The organism is Paenarthrobacter sp. NPDC091669 (assembly GCF_044756725.1).
In the GTDB taxonomy this organism is placed as follows: Bacteria; Actinomycetota; Actinomycetes; order Actinomycetales; family Micrococcaceae; genus Arthrobacter; species Arthrobacter bambusae_C.
On the sequence record NZ_JBIVTK010000005.1, the window covers coordinates 278,630 to 295,103 of the forward strand.

17 protein-coding genes are annotated in these 16,474 nt (G+C 63.9%); 8 read left to right on the forward strand and 9 right to left on the reverse strand.

Annotated features, from left to right (window positions below; translation table 11 throughout):
- Position 1 precedes the first annotated feature (1 nt).
- Both ACIQLI_RS10995 and ACIQLI_RS11000 read right to left on the reverse strand, forming a co-directional pair.
- Positions 2-802: a MoaF C-terminal domain-containing protein gene (locus ACIQLI_RS10995; protein ID WP_400388079.1), complete on the reverse strand. Its 801-nt coding sequence runs from the start codon at positions 800-802 to the stop codon at positions 2-4.
- A 139-nt stretch (positions 803-941) separates the two neighbouring features.
- A complete protein-coding gene (locus ACIQLI_RS11000; RefSeq protein WP_400388082.1) occupies positions 942-1,688 on the reverse strand; it encodes an IclR family transcriptional regulator in 747 nt (248 codons plus the stop codon).
- 130 nt (positions 1,689-1,818) lie between these two features.
- On the opposite strand from ACIQLI_RS11000, the gene ACIQLI_RS11005 reads away from it, so the two are divergent.
- Positions 1,819-3,153 (forward strand): MFS transporter, encoded by a 1,335-nt coding sequence (locus tag ACIQLI_RS11005; RefSeq protein ID WP_172326041.1) that lies wholly within the window; start codon positions 1,819-1,821, stop codon positions 3,151-3,153.
- A 71-nt stretch (positions 3,154-3,224) separates the two neighbouring features.
- Here the strand turns inward: ACIQLI_RS11005 and ACIQLI_RS11010 are convergent, their stop codons facing one another.
- Complete coding sequence (locus tag ACIQLI_RS11010) at positions 3,225-3,908, reverse strand: phosphoribosyltransferase (RefSeq protein ID WP_400388085.1); 684 nt, start codon at positions 3,906-3,908, stop codon at positions 3,225-3,227.
- Positions 3,909-3,979: 71 nt separating this feature from the next.
- Between ACIQLI_RS11010 and ACIQLI_RS11015 the strand changes: the two genes are divergently transcribed.
- A complete protein-coding gene (locus tag ACIQLI_RS11015; protein ID WP_400388088.1) occupies positions 3,980-4,393 on the forward strand; it encodes a MarR family transcriptional regulator in 414 nt (137 codons plus the stop codon).
- 36 nt (positions 4,394-4,429) lie between these two features.
- On the opposite strand, the gene ACIQLI_RS11020 is transcribed toward ACIQLI_RS11015, so the two are convergent.
- The 5 genes from ACIQLI_RS11020 to ACIQLI_RS11040 form a co-directional block, all read right to left on the reverse strand.
- Complete coding sequence (locus ACIQLI_RS11020) at positions 4,430-5,257, reverse strand: alpha/beta fold hydrolase (RefSeq protein WP_400388091.1); 828 nt, start codon at positions 5,255-5,257, stop codon at positions 4,430-4,432.
- Between the two features lie 4 nt (positions 5,258-5,261).
- Entirely contained in the window at positions 5,262-5,591 is a 330-nt protein-coding gene (locus ACIQLI_RS11025; protein ID WP_089595494.1) for a biotin/lipoyl-containing protein, read from the reverse strand.
- Positions 5,584-6,657, reverse strand: a complete 1,074-nt coding sequence (locus tag ACIQLI_RS11030) for an alpha-ketoacid dehydrogenase subunit beta (RefSeq protein WP_400388094.1) — start codon at positions 6,655-6,657, stop codon at positions 5,584-5,586. The genes ACIQLI_RS11025 and ACIQLI_RS11030 overlap by 8 nt, the downstream gene beginning before the upstream one ends.
- Positions 6,650-7,702 (reverse strand): thiamine pyrophosphate-dependent enzyme, encoded by a 1,053-nt coding sequence (locus ACIQLI_RS11035; protein WP_400388097.1) that lies wholly within the window; start codon positions 7,700-7,702, stop codon positions 6,650-6,652. Before ACIQLI_RS11035 ends, ACIQLI_RS11030 begins: the two co-directional genes overlap by 8 nt.
- Positions 7,703-7,841: 139 nt before the next feature.
- Entirely contained in the window at positions 7,842-9,227 is a 1,386-nt protein-coding gene (locus ACIQLI_RS11040; protein WP_400388100.1) for an amino acid permease, read from the reverse strand.
- A 174-nt stretch (positions 9,228-9,401) separates the two neighbouring features.
- Here ACIQLI_RS11040 and ACIQLI_RS11045 point away from each other — a divergent pair, with 174 nt between their 5' ends.
- From ACIQLI_RS11045 to ACIQLI_RS11070, 6 genes are all read left to right on the forward strand, one after another.
- Entirely contained in the window at positions 9,402-9,875 is a 474-nt protein-coding gene (locus ACIQLI_RS11045) for an Lrp/AsnC ligand binding domain-containing protein (RefSeq protein WP_354228424.1), read from the forward strand.
- Positions 9,876-9,986: 111 nt separating this feature from the next.
- A complete protein-coding gene (locus ACIQLI_RS11050; protein ID WP_089595490.1) occupies positions 9,987-10,706 on the forward strand; it encodes an NrtR DNA-binding winged helix domain-containing protein in 720 nt (239 codons plus the stop codon).
- A complete protein-coding gene (gene nadA, locus ACIQLI_RS11055; protein WP_400388104.1) occupies positions 10,703-12,010 on the forward strand; it encodes a quinolinate synthase NadA in 1,308 nt (435 codons plus the stop codon). Before ACIQLI_RS11050 ends, nadA begins: the two co-directional genes overlap by 4 nt.
- Before the next feature lie 41 nt (positions 12,011-12,051).
- On the forward strand, positions 12,052-13,899 hold the full coding sequence (locus tag ACIQLI_RS11060; RefSeq protein WP_400388106.1) for an L-aspartate oxidase: 1,848 nt from the start codon (positions 12,052-12,054) through the stop codon (positions 13,897-13,899).
- The gene (gene nadC / locus ACIQLI_RS11065) at positions 13,892-14,764 is read left to right on the forward strand and encodes a carboxylating nicotinate-nucleotide diphosphorylase (RefSeq protein WP_354228431.1); all 873 of its coding nucleotides are present in this window, start codon (positions 13,892-13,894) and stop codon (positions 14,762-14,764) included. The genes ACIQLI_RS11060 and nadC overlap by 8 nt, the downstream gene beginning before the upstream one ends.
- Before the next feature lie 7 nt (positions 14,765-14,771).
- Positions 14,772-15,938 (forward strand): cysteine desulfurase family protein, encoded by a 1,167-nt coding sequence (locus tag ACIQLI_RS11070; RefSeq protein ID WP_400388109.1) that lies wholly within the window; start codon positions 14,772-14,774, stop codon positions 15,936-15,938.
- 33 nt (positions 15,939-15,971) lie between these two features.
- Here ACIQLI_RS11070 and ACIQLI_RS11075 read toward each other — a convergent pair whose 3' ends face one another.
- Positions 15,972-16,457, reverse strand: coding sequence for a GtrA family protein (locus ACIQLI_RS11075; RefSeq protein ID WP_354228435.1), 486 nt, complete (start codon positions 16,455-16,457; stop codon positions 15,972-15,974).
- Positions 16,458-16,474 lie beyond the last annotated feature (17 nt).

The window sequence follows — 16,474 nt, forward strand, 5'->3', positions numbered from 1 at the left end:
GCTATCTCCCCGCAGCAGGGTCGAGTTCCGGGCTGTGCCGGCTGATGCTGATCAGGCGTCCGTGGGCGCCGAAGGTGAAGTGCACGGGTTTCGTCCCTGCCTCGTCCCACCCGAAGAGGCTGCCGTGGGACCTGATGGCGTGGGGATCGCGGTGGTCAGCGATGGTGACTGAGCCGCACGGTATGACTTTCTCGCGCCAGGTGAAGACGAAAATTCCGGGGCGGATTTGAAGCACGGTGTTGGAGTCCGTGTCTGCCAGTCCGCGTTCCGGTCCTGCCAGGCACTGCCATGTGTACCAGGTGGGGCTGAGGTAGATGTGCTCATAAGCGTGGGATTCGCTGTAGACCCATTCAACGCGGCGGCCGATGAGTGCGTTGCTTTCTGAAATTGCAGCCCCCGTGGTGTGGTGACCATCGAGCGTCCCTGGGCGGAAATCGTGGTGGACGGCGACGCTGGAGGCTGATGCCCTGCCGAGGGCGGCACCAATGTAGAGCGCCCTGCCGTGCAGCAGGTCCAGGACCAGGGAGACGGCGAGATCGGGATCTTGCTGGCTCTGCCATTGGGCGTAGTACAGGTCCTCCGCTACCGGAAATGCCTCATAGGGGGCGGTCCCTGAGTGGCCGGCCGCAGCCCACTGGACCTCTTCGTCGTCGAAGCTGAACGTCATGGGACCGCCGTCATTGCGGAGGGAGAACTGTTTTCCTGCCAGGTCTTGCACTGTGGGCGCCTTGTAGGCGTCGAAGCCGGGGGCCAGTCCGTCCAGTGGCAGCCAGTTGGAGGTGTCGAGGAGATTCAGGCTCATGGGTTCCTTCTCGGGCTCGAATGAAGGACCGGACGGCGTGTCCGGTCCTTCATTCGAGTATTCGCTTCGTCGCGGCCCTCGTCTTGTGCTGTGGGGCACGTCACTTGACCTGCAAAGAAAGGTTCAGCCGAAGGGACGTTCAGGCCAATTGGCTTTCGATCCGGGCAGCACTGGCTGCGAGCGCTTTGCCGACCGCGTCGGCGTCCTGATCCGCTCGGATGTAGACGACGGCGATCGCAGCCGGCCGTCCTCCGGGAACCTGGATGGGGGCGGCGATGGATGACAGGCCGGCGATGACCTCGTCATGGCTGGTGGCGTAGCCGAGGTGTCGGGCCTCGTGTGCTTCTGGGCGGTAGGGGTTGCCTGAGCCCACCTGCTGCCAGTGTTCCTCGGTCATGGTGGATTGGATGGCTATTCCGGGAGCTCCTGTGCTGACCGGGTGGCGGCTTCCGGGGTGTTGGGCGAGGGCAGCGCCTGAGTGTCGTGGCTCAACGGTGACCAAGGTGACGCATTCCTGGTGGTCCCATACCGCCACGAAGGCTGTCATGTGAAAGGTGTTGGCGAGTTGGGTCAGTTCGGGCAGTGCCGCGGTTTGAAGGTTCCGTGAGACGCCGCTGGCCAGGACGGCCAATCCGGGTCCGGGCTGCACCCGTCCTGAGTCGTCGCGCACCAGCAGGGAATGGTCTTCCAGTGTCCGGAGGATCCGATAGGCCACGGAGCGGTGAACGCCCAGTGCTTGGGTGAGTTCGGCAATGCTGAGTGGCCTGTCTGCCGCAGCGAGGATCTCCAGGGCACGGATTCCCCGGGACAGGGTTTGAGACGGCGGAGCTGGTATCGCCGCTTCCGTTGGAGGGTGGACATCGCTGCGGGGATTCATGCGAACCATCCTATGTTGGAGCGAACTTCCAGGGGGCTGTGCTTTGGGTCACAGATTGTAGTATTCTTTCCTAACTGACCGTTCTGTCGGTTAATGCAAGTCAAACGCCGACCAGTCACTCTCACCCCATGGAGTTCCAATGACCGCAACTTCCACTGTCGACTCTCCGTCAGGACCCAGCAGCAAGCGCGAAGAGCGCCGGGTTCTGGCCGGGACACTGGTTGGCACCACTATTGAGTGGTACGACTTCTTCATCTTCGCCCAGCTCACGGCGACGCTGCTGGCGCCGCTGTTCCTCTCTCCTTTGGAAAAGTCCAACCCGGGAGTCGCCCAGCTTTTGTCCTTCGCCACCATCGGCATCAGCTTCCTCTTCCGTCCCTTGGGGGCCTTCGTTGCCGGCCACCTCGGCGACAGGATGGGCCGCAAGGCCGTCCTGGTCATGACGCTGGTCATGATGGGTGCAGCTACTGCGCTGATCGGTATGCTGCCCACCTACGCAACCATCGGCGTCTGGGCTCCCATCCTGCTGATTACCTTGCGCGTAGTCCAAGGGTTCTCCGCCGGTGGTGAGTGGGGCGGTGCGGCACTCATGGCTGTGGAGCATGCGCCGCTCAAGAAGCGCGGGCTCTTCGGCGCCTACCCGCAGATCGGTGTTCCGATCGGCATGATCCTGGCTACCGGCCTGTTGTTCCTGCTCCAGTCGGGAATGTCCAAGGAAGATTTCGCCTCATGGGGATGGCGCGTGCCATTCCTGTTGTCGGTGGTCCTGATTGTGGTGGGCTACCTCATCCGACGGGCTGTGGGTGAAAGCCCCGTCTTCAAGGAAATTGCCCAGCGCAAGGCCGAAAGCAAGGCGCCCTTGGGTGAACTCTTCCGCAAGAACAAGAAGGAAGTTCTCCTTGCAGCGTTGATCTTCATCGCCAACAATGCCGCCGGGTACCTGCTGATCGCCTTCTTCATCTCCTACGCCACGCGTACGTTGAAGATGCCCACCCCGCAGGTCCTGCTAGCCACCACCATCGCCTCCTTCGGCTGGCTCATCTTCACCATGGTGGGCGGTTGGTTGTCGGACAAGATAGGACGCGTCAAGACGTTCCTGATCGGTTACGGCTTGGTCTTTGCCTGGATGATCCCGATGTTCGTGCTGATTGATTCCAAAGACATCGTGCTCTACGGAACCGCTTTGTTCGTCCTGACCATCGGCTTGGGACTGTCCTACGGTCCCATGTCCGCCATGTACGCGGAAATGTTCCCGGCCCAGGTCCGCTACTCCGGAATCTCCATTGGATACGCCCTGGGTGCCATCCTGGGCGGTGCCTTCGCGCCACTCATCGCCCAGGCACTCCTGGACACCACCAAGTGGTCCGGGTCGGTGGGCATCTACATCATGGTTCTGTGCGTCATCTCTGCCATTGGCGTGATCCTCGCCAAGGAGACCCGTGGCCGGCCGCTGGGTTACAGCGTTCACCACTAAAGCTGCACCAAAGAAAAGGCGGGTGCGGTCCTCAGGGGCCGCACCCGCCTTTTACATGGGAACGACGCCGGCTACTTCTGCCCGCCGGCACCGGCACCTTCGAGTTGGTTTACGACGTCGTTGTCGGACAGTTGCTCAAATCGCTCGTAGAAAGCGCCGACAGCGTGGAATTTCCCGGGTGTGTGAAGGACCATCACTGCATCGCACACCCGCGCCAACGACGTCGAGGCTTCCAGTGAGGCAACCGGCACCGCGGCTATGACGGTGCGTGCCCCGGCAGAACGAACCGCTTCCACAGCCGCCCGCATGGTGGCACCGGTGGCGAGCCCGTCATCGGCCAGCACCACAGTCTTCCCGCTAAGGTCATGGCCGGTGCCGGGGTACTCGTTCGCGCGGCGGAGAAGCTCGGAGCGCTCATGGGCTTCCACAGCATCGAGCGCGGACTGGGAGATGCCGTGGGCGAGGATGAGTTCCCTCAACGGTTTGTTGACGATACGGAGGACATCCCCCTGCGACCAGGCCAGGGCACCGAAGGCGGTCTCGTCGCGGCCGGGGATGCCGAGCTTGCGTACCAGGACAGCGCCGAAGGGCAGGTACAGCTCTGCTGCTGCTGCAGCGGCCACGGGAACTCCACCGCGGGCAAGGCCCAACACGATGGTGTCCGGCTGTTCCCTCAGTTGGGGGAGGGCTTCAGCCAGGCGTCGACCGGCTTCCGCACGGTCCTTGAAACGCATGCCCATCTGCTCCACTTCCACGAAATTCTTTGCAGTTCCAAGCCTACCGTCCAGACCTTGCCCGGCAGCCTCTCCGCTGAAAGCATGGGCTTGTGAACAAGCCCATCGGATATTGGATCAAGAGGCTGGACGCCGCGCTGGAAGCCCAACTGGACAGCATCCTGGCCAGGATCAAGCTCAGCCGCCGTCAATGGCACACCCTCACTGTCCTGTCCGAGGGTGCCATGCTTCCGGACCAACTGGAGGAATCCCTGCATCCGTTGTGGGGTAACGATATCCGGATGCGGGAGAGGGAACTCGCGGCACTGGTTGGCCGGGGGCTGATCACCATGGTCGATGACCGGCTGGTCCTCAGTGACCGCGGACGGGAGAAATATCACGAAGCCCAGCGGCTGGTGGAAGCAGCGCGGCAGGACCTGTCCATGGGGATTGGCATTGACGAGTACGCCATGGCGTTGAGCGTGCTGGAGCGCATAAGCCTTAACGCGCAACGGCTGGCCCGCTGATCACCGTCAGCCGGGCCAGCCGTTGCGTGTCGCCGGCTACACGCCCAGGAATTCGAGGGCAGCTTCCTTGAAGGCCCGGCTGGTGATGACGTTGGTGTGGGTACGCCCGGGAATCACCAAGGTTTCCACCAACCCGCCCCGCTTGCCTGCAATGGCGGCGAGTTCCGGCATGGTCGCTGCCCGTTCGTCCTTCTCGCCTGCAACCAGCAACAAGGGCATGTGCGGAGCAGCCTCGGCGGGATCGAAAGGTTCTCCCTTGATGGCCTCGATGAGGGACAACATGGCGAACAAGTTGTTGCTGGGGAGCATCTGTGCCATCTTCAGCAGTCCCGCGGTGGACGCGTCCTCCACGGGCGTGCCGTCGGCCAGGTGCCGCTGGGCGGCCACGAGGTCGAAGGCTGCCAGCGGATCTGCCGAACCCGGTCCGCCCAAGACCATGCGATGCACCAGGTCCGGCTGCGTAGCGCCAAATTCCCAAGCCAGCCTGGAACCGAGCGAGTAGCCCACGACGTCGAGTCCCGTGGAAGGGTCACCGTCGCGCAGGGGCCGGGCTCCGGCGTCGGTCACTATCTGAAGGAGGTCGGCGCGGATGCGGCTGGGCGTGTACGAGTCCAAGTCCTCAGGGGAGTGGCTCCGGCCATGGCCGGGCAGGTCCACGGTGATGACGCGGCGTCCGGCGTCCTGAAGGGTGCTGATCCAGCCGCTGTCCGACCAGTTCAGCTTGCTGGAAGAGGAGAACCCGTGGATCAACAGGACCGGACGCAGGCCTGCATCAGTGGTGGGTTCATGCACTTGGACGAACAGTCCGGGATCGGTGCCCTCCACTGTGTGCCTGTGCTGTTCCACTGTGTGCCTGCCGGTCATGGTGTCAGTCCTCATCGAGTACGGCGCTCAGGCGGACCCGGCGCTTGGGTGCTTCGTCCTTCGGAACAGTGCCCACGATCCCGGCGGTGTCATCCGGAACCTCGAACACGATCAGCGGCTCGCCAACGTTGACGGTGTCACCGGGCGCCCCGTGAATACGCACCACTTTACCCGCCTGCGGGCTGGGCAATTCGAGCGCTGACTTGGTGGTTTCCAGCTCTACGATCGGCTGGTTGCGTTCCACCTGCTGGCCGGGTTCCACCAACCACTCCAGCACGGTTGCCTCAATGAGGCCCTCACCGAGATCGGGAAGCGGGAAGGAAATTTCAGCCACGGCGGTACTCCAGTACGCGTTGGATCCCAAAGAGGATGCGGTCGATGTTGGGGATGTATTCGTCCTCCAGGTCACCGGAGGGATAGGGAACGTCGAAGCCGGTGACACGCTCCACCGGCGCCTTGAGGGTTGCGAAACAGCGCTGCGTGATCAGTTGGGCCACCTCTGCGCCCAAGCCTGAGGTCAGCGGCGCTTCATGAACGACGACGGCGCGCCGCGTCTTTCCCACGGACCTCGCCAAGGCTTCGGCATCAATCGGTTTCAGCCAGCGCAGGTCAAGGACCTCGATGTCGATGCCATCCTCGGCCGCCAGTTCAGCGACCTGCAGGCAACGGGAAACCATGGCACCCCACGCCACGAGGGTCAGGTGCCGGCCCTCCCTGGCCACGCGGGAGCCGGTGAGGCCGCCGTCGCGGGTGGGCTCGTCCTCGTGCGCTGCTGCGCCTGGGGTGGCGTTGGTGACGTCCACGGGTCCTTTTTGCCAGTAACGGGATTTCGGCTCCATGAAGATCACCGGGTCCGGGCGCGTGGCAGCATATTTGAGCAGGTGGTATGCGTCGTGCGGGGTGGACGGGGACACCACTTTGAGGCCGGGTACGTGGGCGAACAGGGCTTCCAGGCTTTCACCATGGTGCTCGGGTGCGCGGATGCCACCGAAGCTGGGGACGCGCAGCGTGATGGGCATCGGCAGGGTCCCACGGCTACGGTAGTTCATCCGGGCGATCTGGCAGACGATCTGGTTGATGGCAGGGTAGGCGAAGCCATCGAACTGGACCTCGGGGATGGGGTGGAAGCCCGCCATGGCGAGGCCCACGGACATGCCCAGAATGCCGGACTCGGCCAGCGGGGTGTCGAAGACGCGGTCTTCGCCATGCTTGGCCTGCAGCCCATCGGTGATGCGGAAGACGCCACCCAACCGGCCGCAGTCCTCGCCAAAAATGACGGACTTGGGGTTCCCGGCCAGAATCTCGTCGAGCGCACGGTTGAGTGCCTGCTGCATGGACAGCTGTTGAACGCCTGCGGCGGCAGTCTCGTTACCAGGCAGGGCAGTGATGGTCTCAGACATGTTCGGACTCCTCGCGCCACGCGGTGGCCTGGGATTGAAGGGCGGGCGTTGGTTCCTGGAAGACCAGGCTGAACATTTCAGAGCCTGGCCGCGGGCCAAGGTCCGCTATGCCCGCACGGACGGTTTCTTCTTCCTCTACCGCCAGGCGCTGTGCTTCTGCAAAGAAGGCGTCGTCTGCCACGCCGTCTGTGAGCAGCCGCTGCTTGAAGCGCTCCAGCGGATCCTCGCCGGCGTCCAGGCGTTCCTCGTCCAGCGTGCGGTATCGACCGGGGTCGTCAGCGGTGGAATGAGGGCCGCGGCGGTAGGTCATCGCTTCAATCACCACGGGGCCGTTTCCCGCCCTGCAGTGCGCGAAGGCAGAACGGGTCGCTTCGAAGACAGCCACGACGTCGTTGCCGTCCACCTGCAGGGACGGGATGCCGTAACCGGCCGCTCGCGCCGCGACGGAACCGCCGGCCACCTGGCGTTCGGTGGGGACTGAGATGGCCCAGCCGTTGTTCTGGATGAAAAACACCACGGGGGCCTTCATGACGGCGGCGAAGTTCATGGCTTCGTGGACGTCACCTTGGGAGGAAGCACCGTCGCCGAAGTACGTCATGGCCACGCCCATGTCACCCGGGGCCTTGCCGGAGAGGGTTTGGCCGTGGGCCCAGCCCACAGCATGCAGGACGGAGCCTGCCACCACAGCCTGGATGGGGGCGAACCTGGATTCCAAAGGGTTGTACATGCCGCCGTGCCACGTTGCTTTGTGAGTGGACATGTAACCCACCATGTCCAAGCCCATGGCCCGGGCTACGCCCATTTCACGGTAGGTGGGAAACACGAAATCGCGGTTCCGGTCCACGGCGTAGCCGCTGCCTACCTGGGCGGCCTCCTGGCCAAGCTCCGGGGCATACCCCGGGATGATGCCTTGCCGCTGCCAGGCCACGGCTGAGGTGTCCAGGTGCCGAACGGCTGCCATCAGGGTGTACAGCTCACGAAGTTGATGGTGGGTGAGCGGGGCCGCGTCGTCATCGACGGCGGCCAGGACAGGTTTGGTCGTCATGGCTGTGACCCTAGTCACCCAGTAGGGCTGTGCGCAATCAGCACAGTTGAAAGGAAACATTTTGTACAATTTGGGTGCATAAAGAAGCCCCACACAGTACAAACTGTGCAGGGCTTCTTGATGGTGGTGAGCAGTCGGTTTACTCCACGGGTGTGGACTGCTTGGCGGCCTTGGACTTGGCGTTGATGAAGCAGCCGGCGGCGATGACCAGGATCAGGATGAACGTTCCGATCAGTTGTCCGGCACTTTCCGGGTTGGCGAAGCCCACCACCAGGATGAGGCCCAGGAGGATGAGGCCAACGATGGTGAGGACGGGGAAGCCCTTCATGCGCAGCGGCAGTTCTGTGCCTTCCCTGTCAGCCCTGCGGCGCAGGATGAACTGCGATACCAGGGCGGTACCCCAGACCACCAGACAGGTGGAACCCACGAGGTTCAGCAGTGCGGGCAGGATCTTTTCGGGGAACAGCAGTTCCAGGACGGTGGCGATGAAGCCGAAAGCGACCGAAATTCCGACGGCGGCGACCGGAACCTTGGAAGCGCTCAGGCGGGACAGGAAGCGGGGAGCTTCCCCGCGTTCGGAGAGGGAGAAAATCATCCGGGAAGCGCCGTACAGGTTGGCGTTCAGTGCAGAGAGCAGGGCGACGACGGCCACCAGGGTGATGGCAGCGCCGGCGCCCGGGATGCCGGCCACATCCAGGACTCCGGCGAACGGAGACTTCAGGCCGTCCGAACCGACCGGGAGGACAGCTGCGATGACAAACACCGAGCCGATGTAGAACACCAGGATGCGCCACACCACGGTGCGGATGGCTTTGCCCACGCTATGCGCGGGGTTCTCGGTTTCAGCGGCGGCAACGCTGACAATTTCCGTCCCGCCGAAGGCGAAGATCACGACGAACAAAGCGGCGGCAATGCCGCCGATGCCGTTGGGGGCGAAGTCCCCGAAGGCCGAGAAGCCGGGGGAGGGGACGTTCGGCAGCCAGCCGAAGAGGAGCGCTGCACCGATGAGCAGGAAGACGACGATTGCGGCCACCTTGAGGATGGCGAACCAGAACTCGAACTCGCCGAAGTTGCGGACGCCTACAAGGTTGATGCCTGTGAAGACCACCATGAAGACCAGCGCAAGCACCCACACGGGAATGACGGGCCAGATGGAGAACAGCAGTCCGGCCGCGCCGATGGCTTCGGCGGCAATGACCACTACCAATTGGAGCCACCACAGCCAGCCGATGGTTCCGCCGGCGGTCTTGCCCATGGCCTTTTCCGCGTACACGGAGAATGCGCCGCTGTTGGGGTTGGCGGCTGCCATCTCGCCGAGGGCCCACATGACCAGGATGATCAGCGTGCCGGCGACGAGGTAGGAGATGAGCACGGCCGGACCTGCGGCTTGGACGCCTGCGCCTGAGCCGAGGAAGAGGCCTGCGCCGATCGCGCTGCCGAGCCCCATCATGGTGAGCTGGCGAGGTTTGAGCGAATGGCCGAGGCCGGATGTTGGGGCAGGAGCCGCGATGGACTTCGTTGTCATACGTGTCTACCTTCTATGGATTACATGCTGGTTTGGCGTGTGGGCCTCATGGGCTTGGCACGCGGGCGTCGACGACGCAGCAAGAGCCGTGGAATAATTCTCGCAGTTTGTAAGATACATCACTTTTTGCTGTTGCGATGTGATGGGTACGGATCCCCGGGGACAGGAACTTTGATGCTGGTCGATGCGCTTGATGCAAAAATTGTACGTTTCTTCACTGATTCACCGCGATCCTCCGTCCTGGAGGCCTCGCGTGTGCTCCGGGTCGCCAGGGCCACTGTGCAGTCCAGGATCGACCGGATGATTGACAATGGGGTCATCGGTTCCTGGGTTCCCCAGCCGGATCCCGCCAATTTCGGCTTCCCGGTAGTGGCGTTCTGCTCCGTCACCATCACGCAGGAGATCGGCCATGACGCCATCATCGAGAGCCTGGGCGCTATTCCGGAAATCATCGAGGTCCATACCGTCACGGGGAACTCGGACCTCATGGTGCGGATCGCGGCACGTTCCAACCCGGACATGCAGCGCGTCCTTGATGCCATGATCGCCACAAAGTCGGTGGTCCGCTGCTCTTCGGTGATCGTCCTCAACAGTCACATCCAGGGCCGCACCCTGCCCTTGATGGAGGCCGCTGCGAAAGCAGTGTGACGTAAGGCATTTTGCCAGGCGCCCGTTGAGCCGTACCATTAGTTCTAGTCAACATGACTTTAACTAGTTCTCCAGTCACAGATGGAGTGCTCCAGGCGGCGACGAAGCGAGGTGAACGCCGTGAACACCAACTCAGCGAACGTCGCCGAAAGGCGGCTTGCGCCGCCGTCGTTGGCTATTTCAACGGTCATTTTCGCCCTCCGCCCCAGCGAGAAGTCCGGCCGCCCTACGCTGTGGCTGCCGCTGGTCCGACGCATCCGGGAACCCTACAAGGACATGTGGGCCCTTCCGGGCGGGCCGTTGGCCCATGACGAATCCCTTCAGGACGCGGCCTCGCGAAACCTCCGTGAGACCACCGGGCTGACGCCGCACTACCTCGAACAGCTCTACGCTTTCGGTGGCCTTCACAGGTCGCCCACCCAGCGGGTGGTTTCGATTGTGTACTGGGCTTTGGTGCAACCTACCGAAGCTGCCCTGGCCGACGAGTCGGAGAACGTGCGGTGGTTCCGGGCCGACCGGCTCGGTGAACTCGCCTTCGATCACAACGCAATCGTGGACTACGCCTTATGGCGGCTGCGCAACAAGATGGCCTACGGGTCCATCGCCTACCACCTGCTGGGCGAATTCTTCACCCTCGCCCAGGTTCGCGAAGTCTATGAGGCCGTCCTGGACCGCCAGCTCGATCCCGCAAACTTCCGCCGACACGTCAAGGCAACACCGGAAATCGAAGAAACCGGTGAATACCTCCAAGGCGGGAAACACCGTCCACCACGCCTCTACCGCTTCACCGGCACGCCCGGCCTCGGGCCAGATAACAGGAGTACACCATGAGCAGCGTCAACACTGCCGTCCAGCTGATCACTCGCGAGGAAGCCGAGAAGGGCCTTTCCCGTGCAGGGTCCACGTGCAGCCCGGCCTTGGCCAGGGGCCCATGGGAGTACGACCTTGCCGAAGCCCTCGCCGGTGAGCCCGCGTACGGGCCCGGTGCCTCGAGCAGTGACGTCGCCCCCCAGGCCACGCCGCGTCAAGGCCAGTTGCCGGAGGAGTACAAAAAAGCGTCCGACGCCGAACTGGACTCCCGCATTCGGGCCGCCAAGGCAACACTCGGGGACCGTGCCGTCATCCTGGGCCACTTCTACCAGCGCGATGAGGTCATCCAGTACGCAGACTTCGTCGGCGATTCCTTCCAGCTTGCCAACGCAGCCCTCACCAAGCCGGACGCCGAAGCCATCATCTTCTGCGGCGTCCACTTCATGGCCGAAACCGCAGACATCCTCTCCACGCCTGAGCAAGCCGTCATCCTGCCCAACCTCGCAGCGGGTTGCTCCATGGCCGACATGGCTGACGAAGACTCCGTGGAGGAATGCTGGGAGCAGCTGGAGGAGATCTTCGGCACCGAGCCGGACGCATCAGGCCGCGTGCCGGTCATCCCTGTCACCTACATGAACTCTTCTGCGGCGCTGAAGGCTTTCTGTGGCCGCAACGGTGGCATTGTTTGCACCTCCTCCAATGCCAAGGTGGTCCTTGAATGGGCCTTCGAACGTGGTCAGCGCGTCCTGTTCTTCCCCGACCAGCACCTGGGCCGCAACACTGCCAAGGCGCTCGGAGTCCCGTTGGAGCAGATGCCCATGTGGAACCCGCGTAAAGAACTTGGCGGCAATGACGAACAGCAGCTGCTCGACTCCAGGGTGATCCTGTGGCATGGCTTCTGCTCGGTCCACAAGCGCTTCAACGTGGGCCAGATCGAGAAAGCCCGCCAGGACTTCCCGGGCGTCAACGTGATCGTCCACCCCGAATGCCCCATGGAGGTAGTGGACGCAGCGGACTCCGCCGGATCCACGGACTTCATCAAGAAGGCCATCGCAGCTGCCACGGAACCCACCACATTCGCCATCGGCACCGAGATCAACATGGTGAACCGGCTCGCTGCGGAAAACCCGCAACACACCATCTTCTGCCTGGATCCGGTCATCTGCCCCTGCTCCACCATGTACCGCATCCACCCGGGCTACCTTGCCTGGGTCCTTGAGGAACTGGTGGAAGGACGCGTGGTCAACCGCATTACCGTGGACGAATCAGTGCAGGACAACGCCAAGATTGCGCTGGAGCGCATGCTGGCAGCCAAGCCGGCCTAACGGCCCGCACACCACATTGGACTAGCCGAATCGAGCCCCACATGACTACAGAGAGCCTTGCTCGCGGCCCTGCGCGCCAGCGGCTGATCGTCGTCGGAAGCGGCATCGCAGGACTGTACTCTGCCCTGCTTGCCGCGGAAGCCGGGGCGGAAGTGGTGTTGCTGACCAAGGGAGCCCTTGCAGAGAGCAACACCTACTACGCCCAAGGTGGCATCTCGGCCGTGCTGGACGAGCCTGCTCCCGGAGACACTGTTGCCGCCCACATTGCCGACACCCTCACCGCCGGTGCGGGGCACTGCAACGAAGAGGCGGTGCGGGTGTTGTGCACCGAGGCGCGGTTGGACATCGCCGGGCTGGGGCGGTTCGGCGTCGAGTTCGACCTTGACGACGACGGCGACCCCGCCTTGGGTCTTGAAGCCGCCCACTCCGCCCCGCGGATTCTCCATGCCGGCGGCGACGCCACCGGAGCCGGGGTGGCGGCCGCGCTGATCCGCACCGTCCTGGACTTTCAGGCGGCCGGCAAAATCCAGGTCATCGGGCACGCCCACGTCACGTCGCTCTCGTTGGGCGGACTGCAGGGCGGCCGTGTGGTGGGGGCCAATTTCCTCCACGACGGGCGCCACCTCGGCGTCCACGGCGACTCCGTGCTGCTGGCCACGGGTGGCGCCGGGCAGCTTTTTGCCCAAACCACCAATCCCTCCGTCGCCACCGCGGATGGCCTGGCGCTCGCATGGCGCGTCGGCGCGGCCGTCGCCGATCTTGAGTTCTTTCAGTTCCACCCCACCTGCATGGTGCTTCCGGCCGAAGCCCGCGAGGTGGAAGGCAACAACGACCCCCTGCTGATCTCCGAGGCCGTCCGCGGGGAAGGTGCCGTCATCGTGGACGCCCACGGGCACCGGTTCATGCCGGATTACCATCCGGACGCCGAACTCGCACCCCGGGACGTCGTCGCCCGCAGCATCGCCCTGCATTTGGCAAGACTCGGCGACCCCAACGGCCACGTATTCCTCGACGCCACCGTGATTGAAGAGCAGAGGGGCAGCGGTTTCCTGGCCAAGCGCTTCCCCACCCTGAGCAAGAGGACCCGTCAAGCAGGCGTCGACTGGACCCGGGAACTGGTCCCCGTGGCGCCCGCGGCCCATTACTGGATGGGTGGGGTGGTGACCGACCTCTACGGCCGCACCTCTGTTCCCGGGCTCTTGGCTGCAGGCGAAGTGGCTTGTACCGGGGTGCAAGGTGCCAACCGCTTGGCCAGCAATTCCCTGCTCGAAGGCCTCGTGTTCGGGAGGAGGGCCGTTGAAGCGTTCTTGGGTTCGTCGGGCGCGTCGCCAGCCGGAGTCCCTCAGCGTGCTAACTCGGCCGCGGGCCGCGGCGCCGCAGGCCCCTTGGCGCCTGCGCTCGTGCCTCGTGCCGGCGATCGCCTCGCAAGCTCGGCGGCCGGTTCGGGCCCTCACGCGACAACGGCGCTGTCGGAGCCTCCGGCGGCGCTGGAATCAATGGAATCGATGGACGGGCATCCGCTCGCCCGCCCTGCCTCCTCCAGCGGATTTTCACGGCAGGCACTTCGCCGCCTCATGACAGCCAAGGCCGGCGTGTTGCGTGATGGTCAGTTGTTGGCTGAGGCCGCAGAAACTCTTGGGTCTTGGGAGGGTGAGGTTCTGCCCTTGAATGTCCCTGATTCCTTTGCTGTCCGGGAACATGAGGACTCCAATCTGCTGTTGGCTGCGCAGCTACTGGTGCATGCGGCCCGGGAACGGCGGGAGTCCTTGGGGGCGCATTACCGCAGTGACAGCGTGCGGGAAAGTGACAGCGTGAGCGAGCCAGCCGCCGTCGACGATTTTGACAAGCGTTACACCATGAGCCGGAAAGTGAGCCTCGTCCATGACTAACCTGACCCTCCCCGCAGCCCCTGTCCGGGAGATCCTGGAGCGGGCATTCGCGGAGGACTCGCCCAGCGGGGACATCACCTCCCAGTTGCTGATCCCCGCCGACGCCCGGGCAACCGCCGTGCTGAACGCGCGGGTACCCGGCGTGTTCAGCGGAGGTACCGTGTTCCGCGATGCCATGAAGCTTGTGGACCCGGACACCGAGGTGGAGCTGCTGCTCGCCGATGGTGAAGCGTTCGACGCCGGTACGCAGCTTGCGCGGGTCAGCGGCAGCGCCCGCTCTGTTCTGCTCGCAGAACGCGTGGGGCTCAACCTGGTGCAGCGCATGAGCGCCATCGCCACGAAGACCGCCGAATTCGTCCGGCTCGTGGAAGGTACCCGCGCCAGGATCACGGACACCCGAAAGACCACACCGGGCTTGCGGGTGCTGGAACGCTACGCTGTGCGCTGCGGTGGGGGAGCGAACCACCGCTACAGCCTCTCCGATGCGGTGCTGGCCAAGGACAACCACCTGGCCGTCATGACCGGTGGCGACTCCACCAAGCTGACTGAACTGCTGGTTGCTGCCAAAGCCCAGCTGGGCCACACCACGCACTTTGAAGTTGAAGTGGATCGCGCAGAGCAGATCGAACCCGTGTTGGCGGCCGGCGTGGACACCATCATGCTGGACAACTTCTCCATTGAGGACCTCCGGGCCGGGGTCAAGCAGGTGGACGGCAGGGCCTTGGTGGAAGCCAGCGGCAACGTCAATGTCTCCACCGTCACCGAAATTGCCGCTGCCGGGGTAGACGTGATCTCCATTGGGGGCCTGACCCACAGCGTGAGCGCGCTCGATCTCGGCCTCGACGTTGTTCTAGAGACAGCCTGACACTGCCATGATCTTCCTCGACGCCGCCGCCACTACTCCAGTTCGCCGCGAGGCACTTGAGGCCATGTGGCCTCACTTGAGCGGTGAGTTCGGCAACCCTTCCAGCCACCACACCCTGGGTGAAGCGGCAGCAGCGGCGCTCGCCGGGGCGCGTGCCGGCGTCGCGAAGATCCTCAATTGCCGGGCCGGTGAGGTGACCTTCACCTCCGGAGGCACTGAGGCAGACAACCTGGCCGTCAAAGGCATCGCGCTGGCCCGGCGCTTGGCTGATCCGTCACTGAACAGGGTGGTCATCAGCGCGATCGAACATCCCGCCGTAGAGGAATCGGCGAGGTACTTGGAGCGGGTGCACGGGTTCATCGTGGACGTGCTGCCGGTGGACGGTGAGGGCATGGTCTCCGTTGAGGGACTGAGTGCCGTGTTGCGGCCGGACACAGCGTTGGTCAGCATCATGTATGCGAACAACGAGATCGGAACGGTCCAGCCAGTATCAGCCTTGGCGGCCGTGGCGCGGAACCACGGTGTCCCCTTCCACACCGATGCCGTCCAGGCTGCAGGATGGTTGCCCCTGGACGTCAAAGCGCTCGGGGTGGATGCATTGAGCATGTCCGGGCACAAAATTGGTGCTCCCAAGGGATCCGGTGTGTTGTTCACCAAAGGGCGGCTCCGGGTGGAGCCCTTGGTGCACGGTGGGGGCCAGGAACGGGGTAGGCGATCGGGGACGGAGAACGTGGCCGGCGCGGTGGCGTTGTCCACTGCCTTGTCGTTGGCCAGCGCTGAGCAACCGGAACAGGCCGCTCGAGTCTCAGGCTTGAGGGATCAGTTCATCGAACGGATCCGGGCCGGTGTCGCAGGCGCTGTGGTCACCGGCCACCGGCTGCAGCGTCTGCCGTCGGTGGCGTCCTTCTGTTTCCCGGGTACCAGTGGAGAGTCGGTGTTGCTGGAGCTTGAGCGGCTTGGGGTGGTGTGTTCCAGTGGCTCGGCCTGCGCTGCGGGATCCGATGCGCCGTCACCCGTTTTGGTGGCCTTGGGCATCGCGCCTGAAACGGCCCAGACGGCCGTACGCTTCAGCTTCACCTCAACTGTCACCGGCTCCGAACTGGACCAGGCCGCCGACGCCGTGGAAACCGCCGTCGGACGCGTCCGGAACCTGGCATCCCCGCAAGCGGGATAACTGCACTGGGACCGGTTGCAGCGGCACGGCGGATTACACGTGCCGTGCGCGCCGGAAAATCCAGTGCCTCAGCAGGGTAAACCGGACCGCTGTGGCGACGAAGCCGGACAACGTAGTAGTCCACAATTCTTCGGCGACTGTGGCTTCCGGCCGGATGAGGTGCAGGACACCCAGGCTGCCGCCCGTGATGACCAAGGCAATGCCAATCACTATGACGCCACTGAGATGGTCCCGGCTGCGCTTATGCTTTCCCGTGATCTTGAACGTGAGCCGTCTGTTCAGCGCAGTATTCATCAGGGACGTCACAATCAGTGCCACGGCGTTGGCCAGTTGCGGGTCAATCCACGGACGCAACAACGCGTAAATGGCCAGCGAGCTTGCCGTGCATACCACTCCGACTCCGGTGAAGCGGGCCAGTTGCCGCACGACGGGGTATTTGAGGACTCCGCGGTGCCGTGTGCGGGGCGGTTTCTGTGGGGGAGACGGCCGTAGCTCAGTGGCGTCCGCAGCTGTCTCCATGGCTTAAGCCTGACACA